General features: G+C 39.8%; 15 protein-coding genes. All 15 read right to left on the minus strand.

Annotated elements, in window-relative coordinates; translation table 11 throughout:
- Window positions 1-174 precede the first annotated feature (174 nt).
- Window positions 175-1512, minus strand: coding sequence for a hypothetical protein (locus PI95_RS30645; protein ID WP_039752888.1), 1338 nt, complete (start codon window positions 1510-1512; stop codon window positions 175-177).
- 21 nt (window positions 1513-1533) lie between these two features.
- Window positions 1534-2697, minus strand: coding sequence for a glycosyltransferase (locus tag PI95_RS30650; RefSeq protein ID WP_039752889.1), 1164 nt, complete (start codon window positions 2695-2697; stop codon window positions 1534-1536).
- Window positions 2698-2702: 5 nt separating this feature from the next.
- The gene (locus PI95_RS30655) at window positions 2703-3971 is read right to left on the minus strand and encodes a glycosyltransferase family 4 protein (RefSeq protein ID WP_039754023.1); all 1269 of its coding nucleotides are present in this window, start codon (window positions 3969-3971) and stop codon (window positions 2703-2705) included.
- A 128-nt stretch (window positions 3972-4099) separates the two neighbouring features.
- Complete coding sequence (locus tag PI95_RS30660; RefSeq protein WP_236117263.1) at window positions 4100-5266, minus strand: glycosyltransferase family 4 protein; 1167 nt, start codon at window positions 5264-5266, stop codon at window positions 4100-4102.
- A 7-nt stretch (window positions 5267-5273) separates the two neighbouring features.
- Window positions 5274-6485, minus strand: coding sequence for a glycosyltransferase (locus PI95_RS30665; RefSeq protein WP_052325768.1), 1212 nt, complete (start codon window positions 6483-6485; stop codon window positions 5274-5276).
- Window positions 6486-6587: 102 nt separating this feature from the next.
- Complete coding sequence (locus tag PI95_RS30670) at window positions 6588-7364, minus strand: class I SAM-dependent methyltransferase (protein WP_039752890.1); 777 nt, start codon at window positions 7362-7364, stop codon at window positions 6588-6590.
- A gap of 39 nt (window positions 7365-7403) precedes the next feature.
- The gene (locus tag PI95_RS30675; RefSeq protein ID WP_163519338.1) at window positions 7404-8591 is read right to left on the minus strand and encodes a glycosyltransferase family 4 protein; all 1188 of its coding nucleotides are present in this window, start codon (window positions 8589-8591) and stop codon (window positions 7404-7406) included.
- A gap of 62 nt (window positions 8592-8653) precedes the next feature.
- Window positions 8654-9583 carry a glycosyltransferase family 2 protein gene (locus PI95_RS30680; protein WP_052325769.1) on the minus strand — a complete coding sequence of 310 codons (930 nt, stop codon included), beginning with the start codon at window positions 9581-9583 and terminating at the stop codon, window positions 8654-8656.
- A gap of 68 nt (window positions 9584-9651) precedes the next feature.
- Entirely contained in the window at window positions 9652-10566 is a 915-nt protein-coding gene (locus PI95_RS30685; protein ID WP_039754028.1) for a glycosyltransferase family 2 protein, read from the minus strand.
- A gap of 90 nt (window positions 10567-10656) precedes the next feature.
- Entirely contained in the window at window positions 10657-11895 is a 1239-nt protein-coding gene (locus PI95_RS30690) for a glycosyltransferase (RefSeq protein WP_039752893.1), read from the minus strand.
- A gap of 136 nt (window positions 11896-12031) precedes the next feature.
- Entirely contained in the window at window positions 12032-12952 is a 921-nt protein-coding gene (locus PI95_RS30695) for a class I SAM-dependent methyltransferase (RefSeq protein ID WP_039752894.1), read from the minus strand.
- 45 nt (window positions 12953-12997) lie between these two features.
- Window positions 12998-13756: a class I SAM-dependent methyltransferase gene (locus PI95_RS30700; RefSeq protein WP_052325770.1), complete on the minus strand. Its 759-nt coding sequence runs from the start codon at window positions 13754-13756 to the stop codon at window positions 12998-13000.
- 78 nt (window positions 13757-13834) lie between these two features.
- Window positions 13835-15334, minus strand: a complete 1500-nt coding sequence (locus tag PI95_RS30705) for a lipopolysaccharide biosynthesis protein (RefSeq protein ID WP_039752895.1) — start codon at window positions 15332-15334, stop codon at window positions 13835-13837.
- A 490-nt stretch (window positions 15335-15824) separates the two neighbouring features.
- Entirely contained in the window at window positions 15825-16634 is an 810-nt protein-coding gene (locus PI95_RS30710) for a WecB/TagA/CpsF family glycosyltransferase (protein ID WP_039752896.1), read from the minus strand.
- A gap of 487 nt (window positions 16635-17121) precedes the next feature.
- On the minus strand, window positions 17122-17328 hold the full coding sequence (locus PI95_RS30715; RefSeq protein WP_039752898.1) for a hypothetical protein: 207 nt from the start codon (window positions 17326-17328) through the stop codon (window positions 17122-17124).
- Window positions 17329-18036 lie beyond the last annotated feature (708 nt).

Below are 18036 nucleotides of genomic sequence, written 5' to 3' on the forward strand. Positions count from 1 at the left end.
CAGACGCGAAGCGCGAACATCCTTTGTGACTCGCTATCGTGTTGAGGATCTTTAAAACAAGCCTGTCCATTTTTGTCTACATGAGTGTGAAACCCCAATCCGCCTTAATAAGCGGGGCTAGAAGGATCTGTTGCAGATGATTGGGAAAATGATATGAGATACTTTTCTCAAACTTCAGGTTATTTCTAGCCGACGGTTTGCAGTCGGAATATACATGGGGTGATGAGGCGATCGCTTACTCATTTGCTCTTCCTGCCATCGCAAACCAATAATAGCAGCTACAGGGATTACATATCCTGGTTCTTCCATTTGGGTAAAAATACACCCAAAAATAGCTACGCTCAAGAGAATCACTCTACAAGAATCATCTACGCAAAATCGCCGCCAAGTAATGAACAACACATATAAAAAAGCAGCTACACCTAAAAACCCCCAATCTCCCCATATACCAGCCCAGCCAAATAATGGCGACCACAAGCGAGTTCTCGGTCCAATAAAGGTCGCCCAAACTGCATCCCAAACTGCTTTACTTGCAGGAGATTTTGTAGCACCTAAAGGATTTAAAAGTTCTGCGTAGTCCCGCAGCATCCATCCTCCTAATCTACCGACTGTGTGTCCAGGACCCAGACCAAATAGCCAGTTTAAGGATGAGTGATAGTAGGAGGGAATAATAGAAAATACTGAAAGTTTCAAGTCAATGCCTTCCTGGACAAGCGTCGGATTGGCATAAGCCAATATTGAAGTGGCGACTGTGTGTGCCGCCCAGTATATCAAACCCAAAAATGCAGTAGCAAGCAACAGGTATTGTGCAAATAAAGTAATACCCTTTAATGTCAATTTTAATTTGCTTAACATTAATATTAATAAAGAAATCAAAAATATGAGAAAATGTGATTTGGAATCAGCAATAAAAATGTGTACAATAGCTGCAAATATTATAGCAATACGCATCCATAGCGGAGAGTTTTTATAACTTGTAAAGTAATAAATCGCAAAAATTATGGAAACCCCAGAGGAAACGTCACAGCCACCCCCCTGATCTATAAAAACTCCAGTGATGTAATCACCTGCCGCAAGTTTTCCAGCACCCCATTTAAGAATAAACTTCTGCACATAAGCAAACAATAAATTAATAAAAGCAAAAGCTATAAACCCAAAACGAAGTTGTTTAAGGCTCTTTTCAGAGGGATTGATGCTAATAATTGCTAGCAGAAATAGAAACCACTCTCCACGCAGCATGTAGTCTAGAAAAACGTTGATTACACCAGCTTGATTGAGCATTGCACTAGAAATTACAAGTGCCAACATTATAAGTAAGCCGGCGAGTAACTCTAATACCATTTGTACCCGAATTCTAGTTCGAGTTTGTAAAACTATATAGATAGAAATGAGTGGAATTAGAACAAAGTGTACAAAATTAATTGGTGATGGTGCGCCAATAGCAGCGAGAACTCGCGGGAAAAAAGCACTCGCAAAGGCTATCAGCAAAAGAGCATAACTTTTAATAAACATAGTTAAGGTAATACATAAACATTAATTACTACGAGCTAATTCGTAAATTTCCATCAGTCTGCAATAGTTTTGTTTAGCTGTGTACTTTGTCTCGTATTCAACTCTTACCTCTTGACGCATCTGGCTCAATTCTTGGGGATGTTCTAACAACCATTGGACTTTGGCTGCTAAATCTGCGGAATCGCCTGGTGTAAATTTTAGCCCTGTGCGGTTGTGTTCTACTAATTCAGCGATCGCTCCAATATTTGCCGCGATTACTGGCGTTCCCTTAGCAAAGGCTTCTACAGCTACACGACCGAAAGTTTCGTACCAGTTTGAGGGAAAGATTAAAAACATCGCTTCTCCCATCAAGTCATAAACCTCTGACATCGGTTTGCGACCCAGCCATTCGATGTGAGGCATACTCTTCGTATCTTCGGCTAAACTGTCAGCCAAAGGACCATCGCCGATAATTTTTAAGGGAACCTTTATCTGGAATTGCTTCCAAGCTGCTATTAAAGTATCTAAGCCCTTTTCCACAGACAACCGCCCAACAAATAAAGCATAGCCACCCTCTCCTTGTCCTGGGTGCGGGTCGGGGTGAACAAAGTTAGATTTCACGACAATCTTTTCTGCTGGAAACCCGCCTTCAATAAACTTCTGACGGGCGAACTCGGTCAAAGCGATGTAAACGTCCACCATCTTTGTCCAAGTGCGGAGGGTGCGGTGTACCATGAGCATACTTGCAACTGCTGCACTCGCTACCCGACTTTCGCGATAGCATCCATGCACTATTCCGGGTAAAGGCACAAACTTACCCAGACAGTCTTCACAAACTTGCCCATCTCGAAAAAACAAAGCATTGGGACAAAGTAAGCGGTAGTTTCGCAAAGTTTGAACTACAGGCACGCCCTCGTCTTTTGCTGCATAGTAAACCGAGGGGGAAATTAACGGGAAAAAATTCTGGACGTGGACAATATCATGAGTCTGCTTTTTAAGTTGCTGTCGGATAATTTGATGCGCCTCTTGTGACCAGATTGTCCGAGATGCCACATCCAAAGAACTCATAGTGGCAATCTTGTCGTTGTGTTCTTCATAAACTTCCACCTCATGCCCCATTTCCCGCAGCAGGCGTTCCTCTGCTTGGCGGGACTCGTCTTCGCCCCCGCGAATTTGATAGCGATTATGTACACTAAGAATACGCATCCAATCTACACCCCTTGTTGAACAATTTCCGTGTAAAGTTCTTTCAAGAACTTGCCCTTCATTTCCCAACTGTATAGCTGGCTAATTCTCTGCCGCCCCGCCTGTCCCATACGAACTCGCATCTTTGGTTCAGAGGCTAAGTCCACCATGACTTTTGCCATGTCTGTGACTGCTTGTTCAGGTGTGTGTGCCGCAACTTTAAATCCGGTTTCTTCTGTGATTTGGGTTGCCGGTCCGCCAAGGTCGAGACAAATTACGGGTCGATTTGCTGCCATTGCTTCTAGGCAGACAGTTGGCGAGAAGTCATGCAAACTGGGATGCACCAAAACATCACATTCTCCCAGTTTTTGTAACGTTTTTTCTCTGGGAAGGTTGCCAAAAAAACGTACTCGGTCAGCAATTTGCAATTCTTGAGTTAGTGCTTCTAGACGCTGACGTTCAGCACCATCGCCAACGATCCAATACTCGCTTTCTTGCAGATTGGCTTGGGCAAAAGCCCGTATACCTAGATGAAATCCTTTCCAGTGCAGCAAGCGTCCAATGCTGACAAATCGAATGGGAGTTTGGGATGACTGCACGGGAAGTTGTCCCAACTGTGCCAGTTCTTGTTGGTTGACGCCAGTTTGCCCAAATATGACTTCAATTCGCTTGGCGCCTAAAGCGCTGACGCGCAAGGAAGTTTCTGGTGTAGCGACGATCGCTACCTTACTGCGTTTTACTGTTAGATGAACGAAGGGGTCACGTTCACCAACCCAAGAGGCTAAGTTGCGTAGGCTTTCATAAATTTTGTTACGAAAGGTGAAATCTTGCCAAAAAGGTGCTGGTGCAGATTCGCCACCCCCCACCGGACCCCAAATAAAAGGTACTGGCAGCAGAGACAAAAAACTAGGAGCAGAATATCTGCCATAGGTGACGTGGTGTACTAAATCAAAGTTGATTTCGCGATGCAACTTTTGTGCAAGAAAGTAAACTCCAATCTGCCACAGATAGTGATGAAGATGGACTCCTTGTGATGGTTTCTTCCACCACCGCGCCCAGCTTGGCAGGTCGTAGTAAATTACGTTTAGACCAGGTACGGGATTTTGTGACAGTTCAGATGCGATGCTGAAGCGATTCTCTTCACGAGTAATCACCCAAATCGAGTAGTGCTTGACTAACTCCCGCGCCATATTCCAGCCTACTCCAGGCTCAGAACCCATATCCGGTCTGCAAGCATAAGCAGAAAGTAATACTTTCAGGCGTTTGGCTTTATTCTGGGTTTGACTAATTTCCATAGGGGCGAGTCCTTCCCAAGACTTATGTGGACAGCCTTGTTTAATAGATCCTCGATGCCCCACGACAACCTCGGATGAAGGCTGTCCACATTTGTCGTGGGTTGTTGCAGGGGTACAGTTAACCAAACTCATACAATTGATGTTTTTGATGAAGAATTTTGTACAGAACCGAGTAAATGCTCGTAAACTCCAGCTATTTGCTCTCCAGTTTTCTCCCAAGAAAATTCTCTGGCTCTTTCTTGCCCTCGCTGTATCAAAATATTTTGGTAGCTGGGGTCAGTTTGTAAGTGGGAAATAGCCTTAACCATCGCTTGCACATCCATTGGTTCAACTAAAATAGCTGCATTGCCGGCGACTTCTGGTAAAGAGGTGACATTGGAAGTAATTACGGGCGTGCCACACGCCATTGCTTCTAAGATAGTCATACCAAAGCCTTCGTAAAGCGCAGGTGCCAAGAGAATGTCAGCAGCATTGTAAATTTTCACTAAGGTAGCTTTATCCGGCTTACCCAAGTAGGTGATATTTTCTAGGTTGTGATTCTGTATAAATGTTTTTTGCTCGGCAGTGAAGTCTGCACCAGTTTTCCAAAAATGGACGGGCAGTCCTTGGGATTTGAGAATTTCTAATACTTTTAATACAGTTGAAACATTCTTGCGGGGATGATTTGACCCGACGTTCAACAGGCAAAAGGTTTGCGGTGTAAGTCCCTGTGAAGAGCGGAAGGCGGCAATTTCTGCTGCTGGCAAAAGACGAAAACACGATTCTACAGCATTGGGAACTACCGTTAAGCGATCGCTTTGAGTATGTAGCAATCGCGTCACATCTTTGGCAGTATGACTGGAGACGGTGATGATGCGATCGCTCTGTTTTAAACCTCCTATAGAATACTTCCAAGAAGCTTTGCTGATAAATGGTACTTTTGCCTGGTCTTGGATATTCTCCGGATAAATAAAGTTAATTAAGTCGTGACAGGTAATCACAACAGGTTTGCCGGTTCGTTTGAGCCACCGGGCGATATGACCCTCGCTGTGATCGATAATATGAAAAATGTCTGCCACCTGTCGCTTGAGGGTAGCAGGGTAACGCCAGTAACGCTCGTAGTATTTTTGAATTCCCTTTAACCAAGATTTGCGCTGGCGTTCGAGAGAGTAGGGAGTCGGAGTTAATTCGATAATTTCCCAGTCCGGACGAACAGCTTTGAGTCCACTAACCAAGCCATCGGCATAAACGTCCATACTGAAGGAGTCTTTTGGTAACCTGCGTACAATTGCCACACGCATTGTTTTCTGTTTCATCTTTGAATTAGCTGCTAATAGTATTGACAGGGTGTGGTGGCAACTCGTGCAAGGGTTGTTGCTTGGTAGGCTTGAGGATTTGCTGCCACAAGTTAATCAAGCGTTGGGCAATGCGATCGTTTGTGTAATAATTATGCACGCGATCGCAACTGTGTTGTTTAGCTTGTTCCCACCAATCTAAGTCGTTGATCAGGCGTTGGAGAATCTTGGCGAGGGCGTCGGCATCTCCTTCGGGAAATACTAAATCTGGATGACCGACTACATTGGGAATTTCGCCGCAAGTAGATCCGACAACGGGGATACCCATTGCCATTGCTTCGATTAGTACATGACCAAACTGTTCTTTCCAAGTTGCGATGGTGCGGGAAGGCAGCACTAAGGCATCAAACTGACTCATTTCCTGCGGCACTTCGTCGTGACGTACCAAACCTCTCCAAACCACAAGGTCTTCTACTTGCTGCTTTTGAGCTTCTTGCCGAAGTTCTGTTTCATCGACACCAGTACCACACAAAACAATTTTGAAAGAGTAGCCTTGTTGGCGCAGTTGCCGCGCAGCTTTAAAAATCAGGTCAATTCCCTTTTGGTGAACCAACCTCCCCACAAATCCAATTTGGAATTCCTCATTGCGGCGCTTGTTTGGTGGAGGTGCAAAGAATGTCGTGTCTACTCCCATCTGGGGCATGACTTCTATGTGTCCGGTGTAACCCCATTTGCGTATCAGTTCTGCCGCTTCAGAGTTGCCTGCAATAATTAGACGTGCTGTCCGCAGTACAAATTGGCACATCCAGCGGCGGAACCAAGATAACTCTCGGTCAACGTTTTCCCAGCAGAACACTACCAATGCTTTGCGGGTCAGCCTTGCCCAAAGTGCCATTTCAAAAGCAGAGAGGGCGAGTACTTCTTGTTCAACTTGCAAAATATCAGGTTGAAACTCGCGCAGCGTGCCCAGAGTAGTGAAGGGGGGATGTATGTAAACCGTGCTTCGCCCTTCAAAAAAGACCTTTGCCGGAAACATGCGAATTCGGGGAAAGGGTATCTCCAACTCAAACCGCTTACCCCAAGCTAACGCCTTCCATTTTCTGGGAGTGAGCAAACCTACTTCCGCCTTGTTTGTGGCAGCGATCGCATCAAGCTTGCCTTGGTTGACACCGACTATATAAGTGTGAGTAATGAACAGGACACGCAATGGTGAAATGGTATCAGTAACTAAATTATTCATGCTTTTCTCCTGTTTGTCGCCTCAATAACCAAAAGCATTGCCAGTGCAATCTCCTGCCTTAAAATTATTACTAGTAGCATTTACAGCCAGCACCATGCTTTTCTACTTTGTGCAGAAATAGATATCTTCGCAGTTAGAATCATCACTTTCTAAGCGATATTTTTCACATTTTGCAGATCCTAATTTTTTAAGATAATCATCAACCTGAACTTTAAATCCTGCTTCTTCAAGTCTATTTTTATAGTCGCGTCCGTAAAGTCTGAGGTGGTCTTTTTGTCCAAACAACCTTTCTCGGTCTTCTGGAGAAACAACGCTAGGGTCTTCAAAGGTTTCCTGCTGCGTGCCAACTAAAGGAACTTGAAGAATTGCCCAGCCATTATGTCTGAGAATTCTATGTAATTCTCTCATCGCTTTGCGGTCATCTGTAACATGCTCTAAAACGTGATTACAAATAATGACATCAAAGGAATTATCCTCAAATTGAATATCTGTAATGTCTACATTTACCATTACTCGCGGTGCTGACAAATCGGCAGTAATGTAATCTAAATTTGGTAGCTTGCGGATAAGTCTATAAAGTTGAAATTCTGGTGCAAAGTGCAACACTTTCAACTTTTCAGACAACAAATTGGTATGGTTTTGCAAATACAGCCATAACAAACGATGCCTTTCTAAAGAGAAACATTTGGGGCATTCTGCATTTTGTCTGGCGTGAATTCCGGCTGGTAAAAATTTACGAAAACTGCCATTACAGCAAGGGCATGTAACTTGATTGCCTGCATAGGTTACGGATTGCACTGTCGATAAACAGCTTTTGGCAATTTGTGACAGGTAGTATTTGGGCTGCGTTACTCCTAGATTGGTTTTCACATTATTCATGGTTCACCTCAGTTTTTAGATAATTACTTATAGTTAAAACTATAATTTTTTAGCACTTAAAACCGTTTCCAAACTTATATTTTTCCGGTTATGACTACCTTTTTTTACTGCTTCGATACCTTGCAAGATTGCCATTGCGGTACGTTCCCAAGAAAATCTTTGAGTAACGCGATCGCGTCCTGTCATCCCCATTTGAGAAACCTTGTCTGGATTTTGCATTGCTTCGACAATCGCATCAGCAAGCAGATCCACTCGCTTGGCTGGTACTACCCATCCTGTGACATTGTTTTCCACGAGTTCGGGTATAGATCCGGAATCGTAGGAAATAACTGCAAGTCCAGCAGCTTGAGCTTCAGCGATCGCTCTGCCAAAAGATTCGACTTGCGAAGGTAAAATTGCTAAGTGAGCATACTCCAATTCTTTGACAAGTTCTTTAGGGTTCAGGCGTCCCAGCATTAAGACTTGGTTTTCAATTCCGTTGTCGCGTATTGCTTGCTTGACTTCCTCTTCAAAATCCCATCCTGCCAATTTCAGCGTCCAGTTCTTGTGACCTTGGGCAGCTACTCGACCCAAAGCTTCAATCGCATCAAATACTCCTTTGGGAGGAGCAAAAGAACCGTAAAAAATGAAGTTAGATACTCTTGAAGAAGGCGAACGATCAACTTTGCAGAATAAAGTATCTATGCCCCGATAAGTAATTTTAATTTTTTCAGATTTTATTTTAAATAAATTAATCAGTTCATTTAGTGTGAAATTTGAGGATACAAAAACTACATCAGCAGATTTAAAAAGTCTCCAGCGAAACCATTTATCAGCCAGACGTTTAACTAAGCGCAAACTCGTTTGGCGATTTACCCATTCTGTGTAGGAGGGGTGAGCAGCAATCATGCCAAACACAACTTTTTTTGACTTTAACAGCCCAGGTAAAAAAGCAGCTTCGTGTTCCCAACTTAAAAGAGCATCAACTTGCTTTTGGGTGAGAATTTTTTGTACAGTTTTGGCAACAGAATGAGCATCCAGCAGGTAATGCACTCGGCTTGGTTGCGCTGCGATAACTTGGGCTGGCTTACCTTTTAATTGTTCAGCAGCAGCTTCAGAAGAGACAGGTACAAGAATTACTTCATTACCCATCTGTTGTAGTTGATGAGCAATTTGCAGACAACTCCTCGTTCCTCCACCTGGAGTATTAAGGGAGTGCGGATAGGTGATGACAATGCAATTACTCATATTCTAGTTACTAATTTCTAAGAGAATAGCAAACATTATTAAATTTCCCAAAAATCATTTGCTTAGGAAGCTTTTAGATAATAAAAGCAAGCTTTTAAATTAATTTCCATTTTTTCTAAAAATGAAGTAATAATTAGATAATCTTTAATAATTTTATTATTTTCATAATCGTTATTTCCAGCGTGCCATTGAAGAGAAATGCCAATAGCAACTAGCTTGTTGGCAAACTTTTTTAAGCATTGAAATTCTTTACTGATCCAATAACCAGTGAAGATAAATTCTCTAGCCCGCAAGTGTTGCCTATCATTTCTTAAAGTTGCTGCATTGTTAGCGTGTATTCTGTGATGTGCTAGCACTTTTCCTAAAAAGCAACCTTTGCTGAGTGCTACTGCCATATACTTAACATAAAAATCACTACATGAAACAGCTTTAGCTATAGGCATGGGAAGAATTTTATCTAAAAGCGATCGTCTGAAACATAAAGCAGATGATGCAGGAAGAGCGGGGGGAAGTTTGCCAGACTTGAGCATGTTTCTAAAATCACATTCACGAGATGAACGTTGAGTGCTAGATTTGAGCAATAATTCAGCATTTTCATCTACCCACCTAAGATTGTGAAAGCACCAACCAAGTTCCTCAGAAGACTTAAATGCCTTCACAACTTCTGCAACTTTTTCAGGTAGGAGAATATCATCAGAATCTAAAAAGCAAATAATTTGTCCTCGACTGGTCGCAAAACCTACGTTATAGCATGAACATTGACCAGCATTATCCTTGAATACAGTAACTACTCGCTCACCATAACTAGCAATAATTTTTTGAGAATTATCTGTCGATCCATCATCTACAACAATAACTTCAATATTTTGATAGGTTTGACTTAATGCACTATCTATTGCTTGACCTATAAAGCGAGCATAGTTATAGTTTGCTATAATTATACTAACCAGAGGATTATCTTGGTATCTTGAAATATTTTCTGAATGGGTCATGTTGTTTACCAATAACTAATAAATTATGAATTAGACTTGTGAAAACTTTATAAATTTGACTAATAAAGCTATTCTCTTTTAGACTGACCTCCTAAATATAGTCGTAACTTTTCTAAAATAGTTACATATCTGATAAAAAGCATTACTAAATTAAACTGAAATTTTTGTTGGACTCCATATAACTTTTCATTAGTCCAAATACCATACAAACTTCTAAAAGGTGGCTTAAAAGTCTCTACTAAATCTATAGCTACTTCCATTGATGAAGGGTTTCTACTCATCATGCGGTCATAGCGACCGCCAACAATGCGAGCAACTCGCTTGTAAAGTTGCGAATATGAGTGTCTGCTAGGGTGGGCTACACAAGCATCATCTGCATAAACTTGCTTGTAACCAGCCGCAAAAACTCGTTGTCCCCATTCGAGATCGCCGCCGGACTTGAGAGTATCATCAAAACGACCAACACTATCAATTACATGTTTGAACGTAAAAAGATTTGCTGTTACACCATAATGATCCTTTTTCAAGCTTCTCTCTTGAGGAAAATCCATTGCAATGCTTTCATAAAGCTCCACAGCTGTTGGCTGGTCAGGATTTTTGAAGAAAAGGTCTATCCTACCAGCCACTAATCCGCAATTAGGTGTGCTGAGGAGATTTTCTACACCTTTTTCAACCCAATCTAAAGCTGGAATACAATCTGAGTCAGTAAAGGCTAAAATCTCACCTTTGGCAATGGAAATTCCTTGATTGCGAGCAGCATAAGAACCAGGTTGGCTTTCATAAGCGAACTTTGCTTGACTAAATTGACTAACTACACTTTTGATATCTTCTTGGGAGGCATTATCTACGACAATTACCTCATATAAATCTTTTGAGTAGGTTTGATTTTCTAAAGCTTGTAAGCAAAGCTTCAGGCGATCGGAGTCATTGAAAACTGGAATGATTACCGATACAAATACGTTAAGTTGAGGTTTGTTTAGCATACTAGCTTCCTCATTTTCTCGGCTTGATGTACTAACCAAAGTAATATTTTTCATGTGTAATGCTATATAAATAGACGCAAATAATTAATACTATTTTGATGTGAGTAATTCCTGATATAAATTAACTAAGCGATCGTTTAGTTTGTTAATATCGTAGTTTTCTTCTACCTGCTTACGACCGGCTTGCCCCATTTCAGCCCAAAGTTCTGGATGTTCAATTAAATAGTTCAATCGCTCGGCTAAAGCTTCTATGTCCCGTTCAGCAACTAAAAACCCAGTAATTTTATCTTGTACAAGTTCTGGAATTCCACTGTGTAGAGTACTAACCACAGGAATCCCCATTGCCATTGCTTCCATCAACACTACGGGAATTCCCTCTTGATCGCCGTTTTTACTAGTGACGCTTGGAGCTAACATGATATGACTATTGTTGAGTATTTCAACAACTTCATGCTGTTGTTTCCAACCAAGTAGCTTGACTGTACTTCCAACACCTAATTCTTGAATTAGTTGCTGTAGGTTCTCTCTCAAAGGTCCATCACCGAGAATGTTGTACTCAATGTTCTCATTGGCTTTTCCCAACTTAGCAACAGCACGAATAGCATATTCGACACCCTTTTTTTCTACCAAGCGGGCAATGGTGACAATTCGGATTTGACCATCTTGACTTGGATGACGCGGAGTAAAGGAAAACTTGTTGCAATCAACTCCCATCCGGTGAACGATAATCTTCTTTTCATTACATCCCAACTCAATTAGTTTCTGTTTCCAGTGTTCACTAATTGGCAGGAATAAATCTCCAATGTCAAATAAAGGCTTGTATCTATTTTTACTTAAATTTTGAATATATTGCGTAATATCGTAGCCATGAAATGATGTAACTAGCTTTCCTTTAGTTAAACCCATTTTTTTTAGTAATACACCTTTTAAACCATTCGGTCCAAAATGACAATGGATAATGTCGTATGGTTTTTTAGGTAAAAATGGTGTGGCTACATAAGGTAACATCCATATTGGTAGGGCAGCTTCCTTTGTATATTGGAAACCATTTATTAGCCAGTCAAACAATATTGGATATTTATAAGATTTTTCTAAGGTTAAGCTGATACTTTTGAGTAATCTAACCACACGGTTACTGCTTGGCGTATGAAAATAATAAGTCCGCTTCATTAAATTGTATTTATTTACATCTGAATGTACTTTGGATTCATCAGATGGAATAGCATAAATATCAAGCTCATTTTTATTTTCTATCAACCCTGTAATTTGATTCAAAATAAAAGTTTGGGACAAAACTGGAAAGTTATTAACAATAAAAGCGATTTTCATGATACTTATCTTAGTCCGAATTACCAATAAATGTTATATGCCCTTCATATGCTGTCGGATAAAAGTTTCTGAGCGAGCGCCAATTTGACGTGCTATAACAGCAAGTGAATAAGGCATACTTACTCTCCGTATTGGTTTATAATTTGGTATACACAGCTAATACATTACGACCTTGAGCAGACAAATTAACTAGCTTTTGTAGCTTACGCCGAAGTCTGGCAGGTCGCAAATTGATAAAAACGGCTTCAATTATTACACCTATCAGCTTCGATTGAGATTTTAAGTGCTGACTTTGAATTTTAAAATAATGGTCATATTCTTGTTCGTGAAGTTGCTCAATAATCAGCTTTTCTAATTTAATAGGAAAAAATTTTTGAAGAAGTTCCAATGAATTTTTATTCCATAAACCTAGGTGATGAGGAGGAAGATTTAAAGTATGATATTTATCATATTTATAGAGAAACGGATTATTATTGGGAACTCCCACAATAAACTTGCCTCCTTTTTTTAAAACAGCTAAAGAAGCGTTTATAAAATCATGAACATAATAAATATGTTCGAGAACTTGAAATGAACAGACAACATCATATTTCTCCTGGTTATCATTTGCATATTTGCAAATATCTTCTTTTAGAATCTTCAAACCTTTGTCAAGCCCAGCACTAACTGCATCGTCATTAAACTCTAAGCCTTGGCAAGACATTCCTAAATTTTGAAGTTCTTCAAGAAATAAACCACTTCCGCATCCTATTTCTAGAACTGAAGTATTCGCTTTTATAAAATTTTTAGCAGCCTGATGCTCAGGTTTAAGCCTGTAGTAACCCGCTCTTTTTTGCAGTTTTTCATAAAGTTTACTATCTCCACTTAATTCTAAGGGGAAATAAAACCTATATCCTGTATCTAAGCACTTATAAATCTTTACAAATTCTAGCCCCTCAAAATACTTACTTACATTTACACCATAATCTTTCATATATGCATCAATAATCGTTTGAGAAATGAGGTTATCTTCAAAAATGACGTTGCTACTGTTAGTTATAGGGCTTTTAATTTGCATATTTTTTGTCCTTTTTTGAAAATTATATTTTTGATGAAACGATAATTATACTTTCTGTTCAATTAAATTATCAACAGGTTTCTGCGCTACTAGATAATAACCAATGGGGAATTTTTTAGCTGTTTTACGTGAAATTTGTTTACCTAAATGAGATTCAAAAAATATAATAGCCAACTTGGAATAAATTTTGCATAAGACTGGTGAAAACTGTATCATTTGCTTGGCAATAATATCCAATACCACTTCTAAAGCACCTCCATAAGGCTCTAATTCGATTAAAGTTAAATTATTGTTTTTACAAAACATTCTTAATGCAAATTCTGTGTATCTAAAGAAGTCATAAGGCTGCTCGTGGAGCCAGTATAAGAAAGGTACTGTGAGAATAATTTTCCCATCCGGCTTTAAAAGTCTCGCCATTTCACTCATTAATAATTCTGGTTTAGCAATATGTTCCAGTACATCAGTGCTAAGAATAGTATCAAACTGTTCGCTTTCTAAAGAGAGGACATTATTTAAATCAAATTCATAATCAAGATATTGATTTTTGTGTAAAGTATTACCCCAATCAATACAAATATTGTCTTGAACTAAGTCTTTATAAATTCCGTATAGAGGAACATTTCCACATCCTAAATCAAGTAACAAACCTGTAGCGTGTTGTCTAATTATTTTTTCGTAAATACTAGCTTGAATATTTGCAATAATATGAGAACTAAGACTGACATTTTTGGGGTCATTAGAAGCCTTATAACCTTGAGCAGTCTTAATGAATTTTGTCTCTGTCCACAAATTTTTGTTTTGCATAATACTTAAATCTTAATTTTGCCTGAGAAAGGTTATTGATATATAAAAATCCACTTACAGAGCATAATGCTCTTAACGTTATTTCTTAAACTCGCGCAGAAAGCCCAAATAAAAACTTTTCATTTTGAATATATAAAACATGAACAAGAGATAGATTAAACTCATCACCACAGAATAAATAATTAATGCTGTCCATATTGGCAAGCTGGAGCCGATAGCAATCTTGATACCGAACACTACAGCGCCTGCTACTAAGGATGATATAAATGTTTGCTTTACTGATTGCAGTACATCAAGTATAGTGATTGATGTGCGACGTGTTGCATAGTATATGCAAGGACTAGTCTGTAAAAGCATTACTATCGCGTAGGATAAAGCAACTCCAGATGCTCCATACGGTAAACCGATAAAGAATGATGCCACTATTAACGAGGAAGACAATACACCCCATTTGAACATGCGATCGCTTCTACCTATGGAGATATATAGCCAACCGCTTGTATTGCAAACTGGTTGAAATAATGCGGATATACTTAACAATCTAAACAGTAAGATCGCACCACTCCATTGAGAACCGAGAAGCAATCCAATAATTTCTTCAGAAGCCACAACCATAAAAGTGATTATGGGCATAGTCAAAAACACAACAATTGATAGAGCTTTGAGGTAGTAGTTGCGAAACTGTTGCGGATTTGATTGTAATCTGCTCAGAGTAGGAACGGCAACAGCCGAAATCGGCGCATTAATCTGACTAAGTGGCAAAAGTAGTAATTGATATGCTTTAGCATATAAACCTAACTGTTGAGCGCCCCAATATCTACCAATAAGAACGTTGTCTAGATTTCGGGCAAAGTAGTTAACGGTGGAGAAACCAGTGAGATGTCCACCAAAAGCTAGCATGGTACGTGTACCGTTTCGCCTTTTAGGTAAACCTGGTCGCCAACTACAAGCAATCCAAAGTCCACTAGTGCTAACAATTCCTGAAACCAGTGGCATAATCACTAATGCCCAGTAACCCAATCCATACCAAGCAGCAACCATTGCAGATGCAATACCTAAGAGCATAGAGAGAACATCGTTGAACATCAGTACTTTGTACTGCATTTGGCGATTGAGCAAGGCACTATGCTGAACGCCTAACCCACCAATGATGAATCCAATTGCCAAAGCCAGGGTAATCCAGATTAAACGGGGTTCATGATAAAACCAGGCAATTCCAGGTGCGATCGCTACTGCTATCAGAGCAGTTGTAACGCTAAGTGCTAAGTTCACCCAAAATAGGTTACTAACTTGTTCATGAGTAATCTCATCCTTCTGGACAGTTGCCATCGACAACCCCAAGTCTTTGAACAGAGTGACGAACCCAGTAACAGCAGTCGCCATACCAATCAAGCCGTAATCTTGCGGTGTCAACAATCGAGCTAACACGAGGTTAGATCCCAAATTCAAGCTGAACTTAAAAAGTTGGGCAATCATTGTGACTGCACCGCCACGAACAGAGCGCCTCTTGAGGTCATCCTTCAGATGATCCGTGCGGAAATATTTATCATTTTTTGCACTAGAAAAAAGATTTTTCATGAACTTCTGCGTAAGACCCAATAGGACACTATAAATTCACTCTTCTATGAGCATTTCCCAAACAAAAATACACAAACAAATCAAAGTAGGTAGATAAGTTGGGTTATTGAAGCCTGTGTACTAGCACCTGAAAAATTCAGGGGTTTTCGCTCGCTTAACTGCCTACTTTATCCAAAGAACCACGTAGCAAATCCGGTTATTTTTTCAGCAAATTTCATAATTTTCACGCTTTGCTATTTTTGGGCAGATAACATGAGACATCGGGATTTAAAAAGAGCGATCGCTCTTAAAAACAGGTCTTGTATTTCTGTTCACTAGTTGCAGTCTGAAGTGCTTGTACCAAAAATTCTTTCGTATTTTGTGAAAGCAGCCTTCTCTATAAATGCTTACAAAAGGTATATGATGTACCCTGATAGAAGTTGAGCAGACACATCTTGGCTCTTCGTATAAGCTTTTGTGCGATCGCGCTTACCTCAACTCTCCACAATTACTAATCTCTCCATCCCAAATATCGTTCGCGGATACGAAATGGAGTACTAAAAGAACTCGACATCAACAGTTGCTTTAAAGCCAACCACATAAAAGCTGGAATCGTCTGTGTATAACGATTCCAGAGGCGGCGAGGTTCTTGCAACCAGCGATACAGCCATTCAAAACCCAAGTCTCGTATCATGCGGGGTGCGCGTTTATGGATTCCTGCGTATACAGGAAAAACTCCACCGACACCAATCATTACCGCCTTGATTTTATCTTGATGTTGAGCCATCCAATTTTCTTGTTTTGGACAACCCAGAGATACGAACACTAAACCAGCACCACTGTTGTTAATCATCTTAATCAGAGCTTTGTCTTCAGTTTCAGTCAAAGGACGAAAGGGCAAAGGTTCCATCCCTGCAATTTTCAACTTAGGAAATTCCTGCTCTAACCTTTTTTGCATCAAAGAAAGAATATCTGGTTGAGAACCCGCAAAGAAAACACTGACGTTTTGTGTTTGCGCTAGCTTACACAAAGCTAACAAAACATCCATCCCCGCTACGCGGTCTTGGTAACGCACTCCCAAAAGCCTCATCATCCAAACCAAAGGCATCCCATCAGGAGTGATTATATCTGCATTCTTTAAAACACTAGCAAACTCTGGATTCCAATGCGCCTCCATCAGCATATGTACGTTGGCTACGCAAACTGTCTTACTTTCGCGAGCGATCGCCCACCTAAGTATAGTCTGTATCTGGTCTTCAAAACGTAAAGCAGTAATCGGAAAATCAAGCACTCTTTGTTTAGGTAGAAAAATTCCCACCATTAAGTCACTCCTTGTGTCAAACGAAAATTCAGAACAACGACTAACCATTCCAAATATTGAAAATGTCAGATTTCATAAAGGACTGACTTTTTTCAAGGATTGAAGCATGGTTGAAGTTAACACATGGAGATGCAATAGCTTTTACTGTAAATTATTGGCTTCCCTGGTAATAATTATTTCTTCTTCGCCTGTATAGTAATTTACTCTATAAAAAAGCAAAATTACTAATTATTCTGCAAAATTTATCTTAACTTTACATTTCCTTTTTGATTTGTTTACGTAAGCATTACAATCGCTTTAAAAATAGGAAAAGAAGTATTTACTTAACACAAAGATTCAAGCATCAAGCGCGAAATCTTAAACAGTCGAACAGGCAAACCTTAATACTTGAGGATTGCAAATCATAAGTATAATTTCTATTTAATATTTTTATGAATTAACAAACAATCTGCTGTTATGCAGTTGAAATAACACTAATCTTCTAACTTTAGAGAAAAGTCCCAAAAAATAGGGGGAAGATTAACTTTTCTTCCCCCTGTTTCTTGTTTTTGCGATTGTCTACGTTGTCGGCTTCTTTCAGCCTTTTTCGCAACATCTGCCTTTGTTTTTTAAGTTGTCGCTGTCTTGCAGAACCACCTCTGCCTTTATCGTTTCTGCCTTCGCGACGGGGAGATTCCCATCTCTTTAATCGCATAATTATTAACCTTTCTTAAGTAAAAATCAGTGAAATAAGATAACCGAAGTTTTATTACTGCCAAGTCGCTGATAATTTATTTGGCTTGCAGTTAATATTCACTATATACATTTTAGATCGTAATTATCCCATCGTCAAATCAATATCGTAGAGGTGAACAAACATCATGATGAAAAACGGCTGCAATTAAGTTAGTTTTGTGCAGTTTGATAAGCGGTTATCCATGCAGCATCGTCATTCAAAAAAATAAACCCTCATTTACATTTATCATTGGCAATGACAACCACGTTGGCGTTTCAAGTTTCTTTCTCCTATACACTGCGTAACAGAAACTATCCGGGCTATTTTATTGCTTTAATTAAAACTAGACGAGAGAATCCATCCCATAATTGATAGCGATAAATAAGCGCTTGCTAACTTCTGTTATATATTCATGATTTTTCCACCGCGATCCGGAATTAAATATATAAATCGCAAAAAAGAATCATAAGTTTATTTAAAAAATTGGTGAAAACTATCGATAGGCATATATTACAGGCTAATTTAACCCTTGTAATAGCTATATATTTTTCCTATAACCTAATTTTTGCTTGAGATAGTGCTTCTGCTGTGGGTTTCACAAACAATAGACACTCATTGACAGCCTTCTCCTTCGGAGACGCTAGCGCGAACATCCGATCCGGTCGTGGGGTGTTGAGGATCTAGTAA

Origin of the sequence: Hassallia byssoidea VB512170 (assembly GCF_000817785.2) — a bacterium.
Lineage (GTDB): Bacteria > Cyanobacteriota > Cyanobacteriia > Cyanobacteriales > Nostocaceae > Hassallia > Hassallia carrinoi.

Coding starts and splice junctions, on each gene's coding strand:
- PI95_RS30685 (WP_039754028.1), bottom strand. CDS start 10,566: ATGCTAAACAAACCTCAACTTAACGTATTTGTATCGGTAATCATTCCA.
- PI95_RS30700 (WP_052325770.1), bottom strand. CDS start 13,756: ATGCAAAACAAAAATTTGTGGACAGAGACAAAATTCATTAAGACTGCT.
- PI95_RS30680 (WP_052325769.1), bottom strand. CDS start 9,583: ATGACCCATTCAGAAAATATTTCAAGATACCAAGATAATCCTCTGGTT.
- PI95_RS30670 (WP_039752890.1), bottom strand. CDS start 7,364: ATGAATAATGTGAAAACCAATCTAGGAGTAACGCAGCCCAAATACTAC.
- PI95_RS30705 (WP_039752895.1), bottom strand. CDS start 15,334: ATGAAAAATCTTTTTTCTAGTGCAAAAAATGATAAATATTTCCGCACG.
- PI95_RS30665 (WP_052325768.1), bottom strand. CDS start 6,485: ATGAATAATTTAGTTACTGATACCATTTCACCATTGCGTGTCCTGTTC.
- PI95_RS30715 (WP_039752898.1), bottom strand. CDS start 17,328: ATGCGATTAAAGAGATGGGAATCTCCCCGTCGCGAAGGCAGAAACGAT.
- PI95_RS30710 (WP_039752896.1), bottom strand. CDS start 16,634: ATGGTGGGAATTTTTCTACCTAAACAAAGAGTGCTTGATTTTCCGATT.
- PI95_RS30690 (WP_039752893.1), bottom strand. CDS start 11,895: ATGAAAATCGCTTTTATTGTTAATAACTTTCCAGTTTTGTCCCAAACT.
- PI95_RS30660 (WP_236117263.1), bottom strand. CDS start 5,266: ATGAAACAGAAAACAATGCGTGTGGCAATTGTACGCAGGTTACCAAAA.
- PI95_RS30695 (WP_039752894.1), bottom strand. CDS start 12,952: ATGCAAATTAAAAGCCCTATAACTAACAGTAGCAACGTCATTTTTGAA.
- PI95_RS30675 (WP_163519338.1), bottom strand. CDS start 8,591: ATGAGTAATTGCATTGTCATCACCTATCCGCACTCCCTTAATACTCCA.
- PI95_RS30645 (WP_039752888.1), bottom strand. CDS start 1,512: ATGTTTATTAAAAGTTATGCTCTTTTGCTGATAGCCTTTGCGAGTGCT.
- PI95_RS30650 (WP_039752889.1), bottom strand. CDS start 2,697: ATGCGTATTCTTAGTGTACATAATCGCTATCAAATTCGCGGGGGCGAA.
- PI95_RS30655 (WP_039754023.1), bottom strand. CDS start 3,971: ATGGAAATTAGTCAAACCCAGAATAAAGCCAAACGCCTGAAAGTATTA.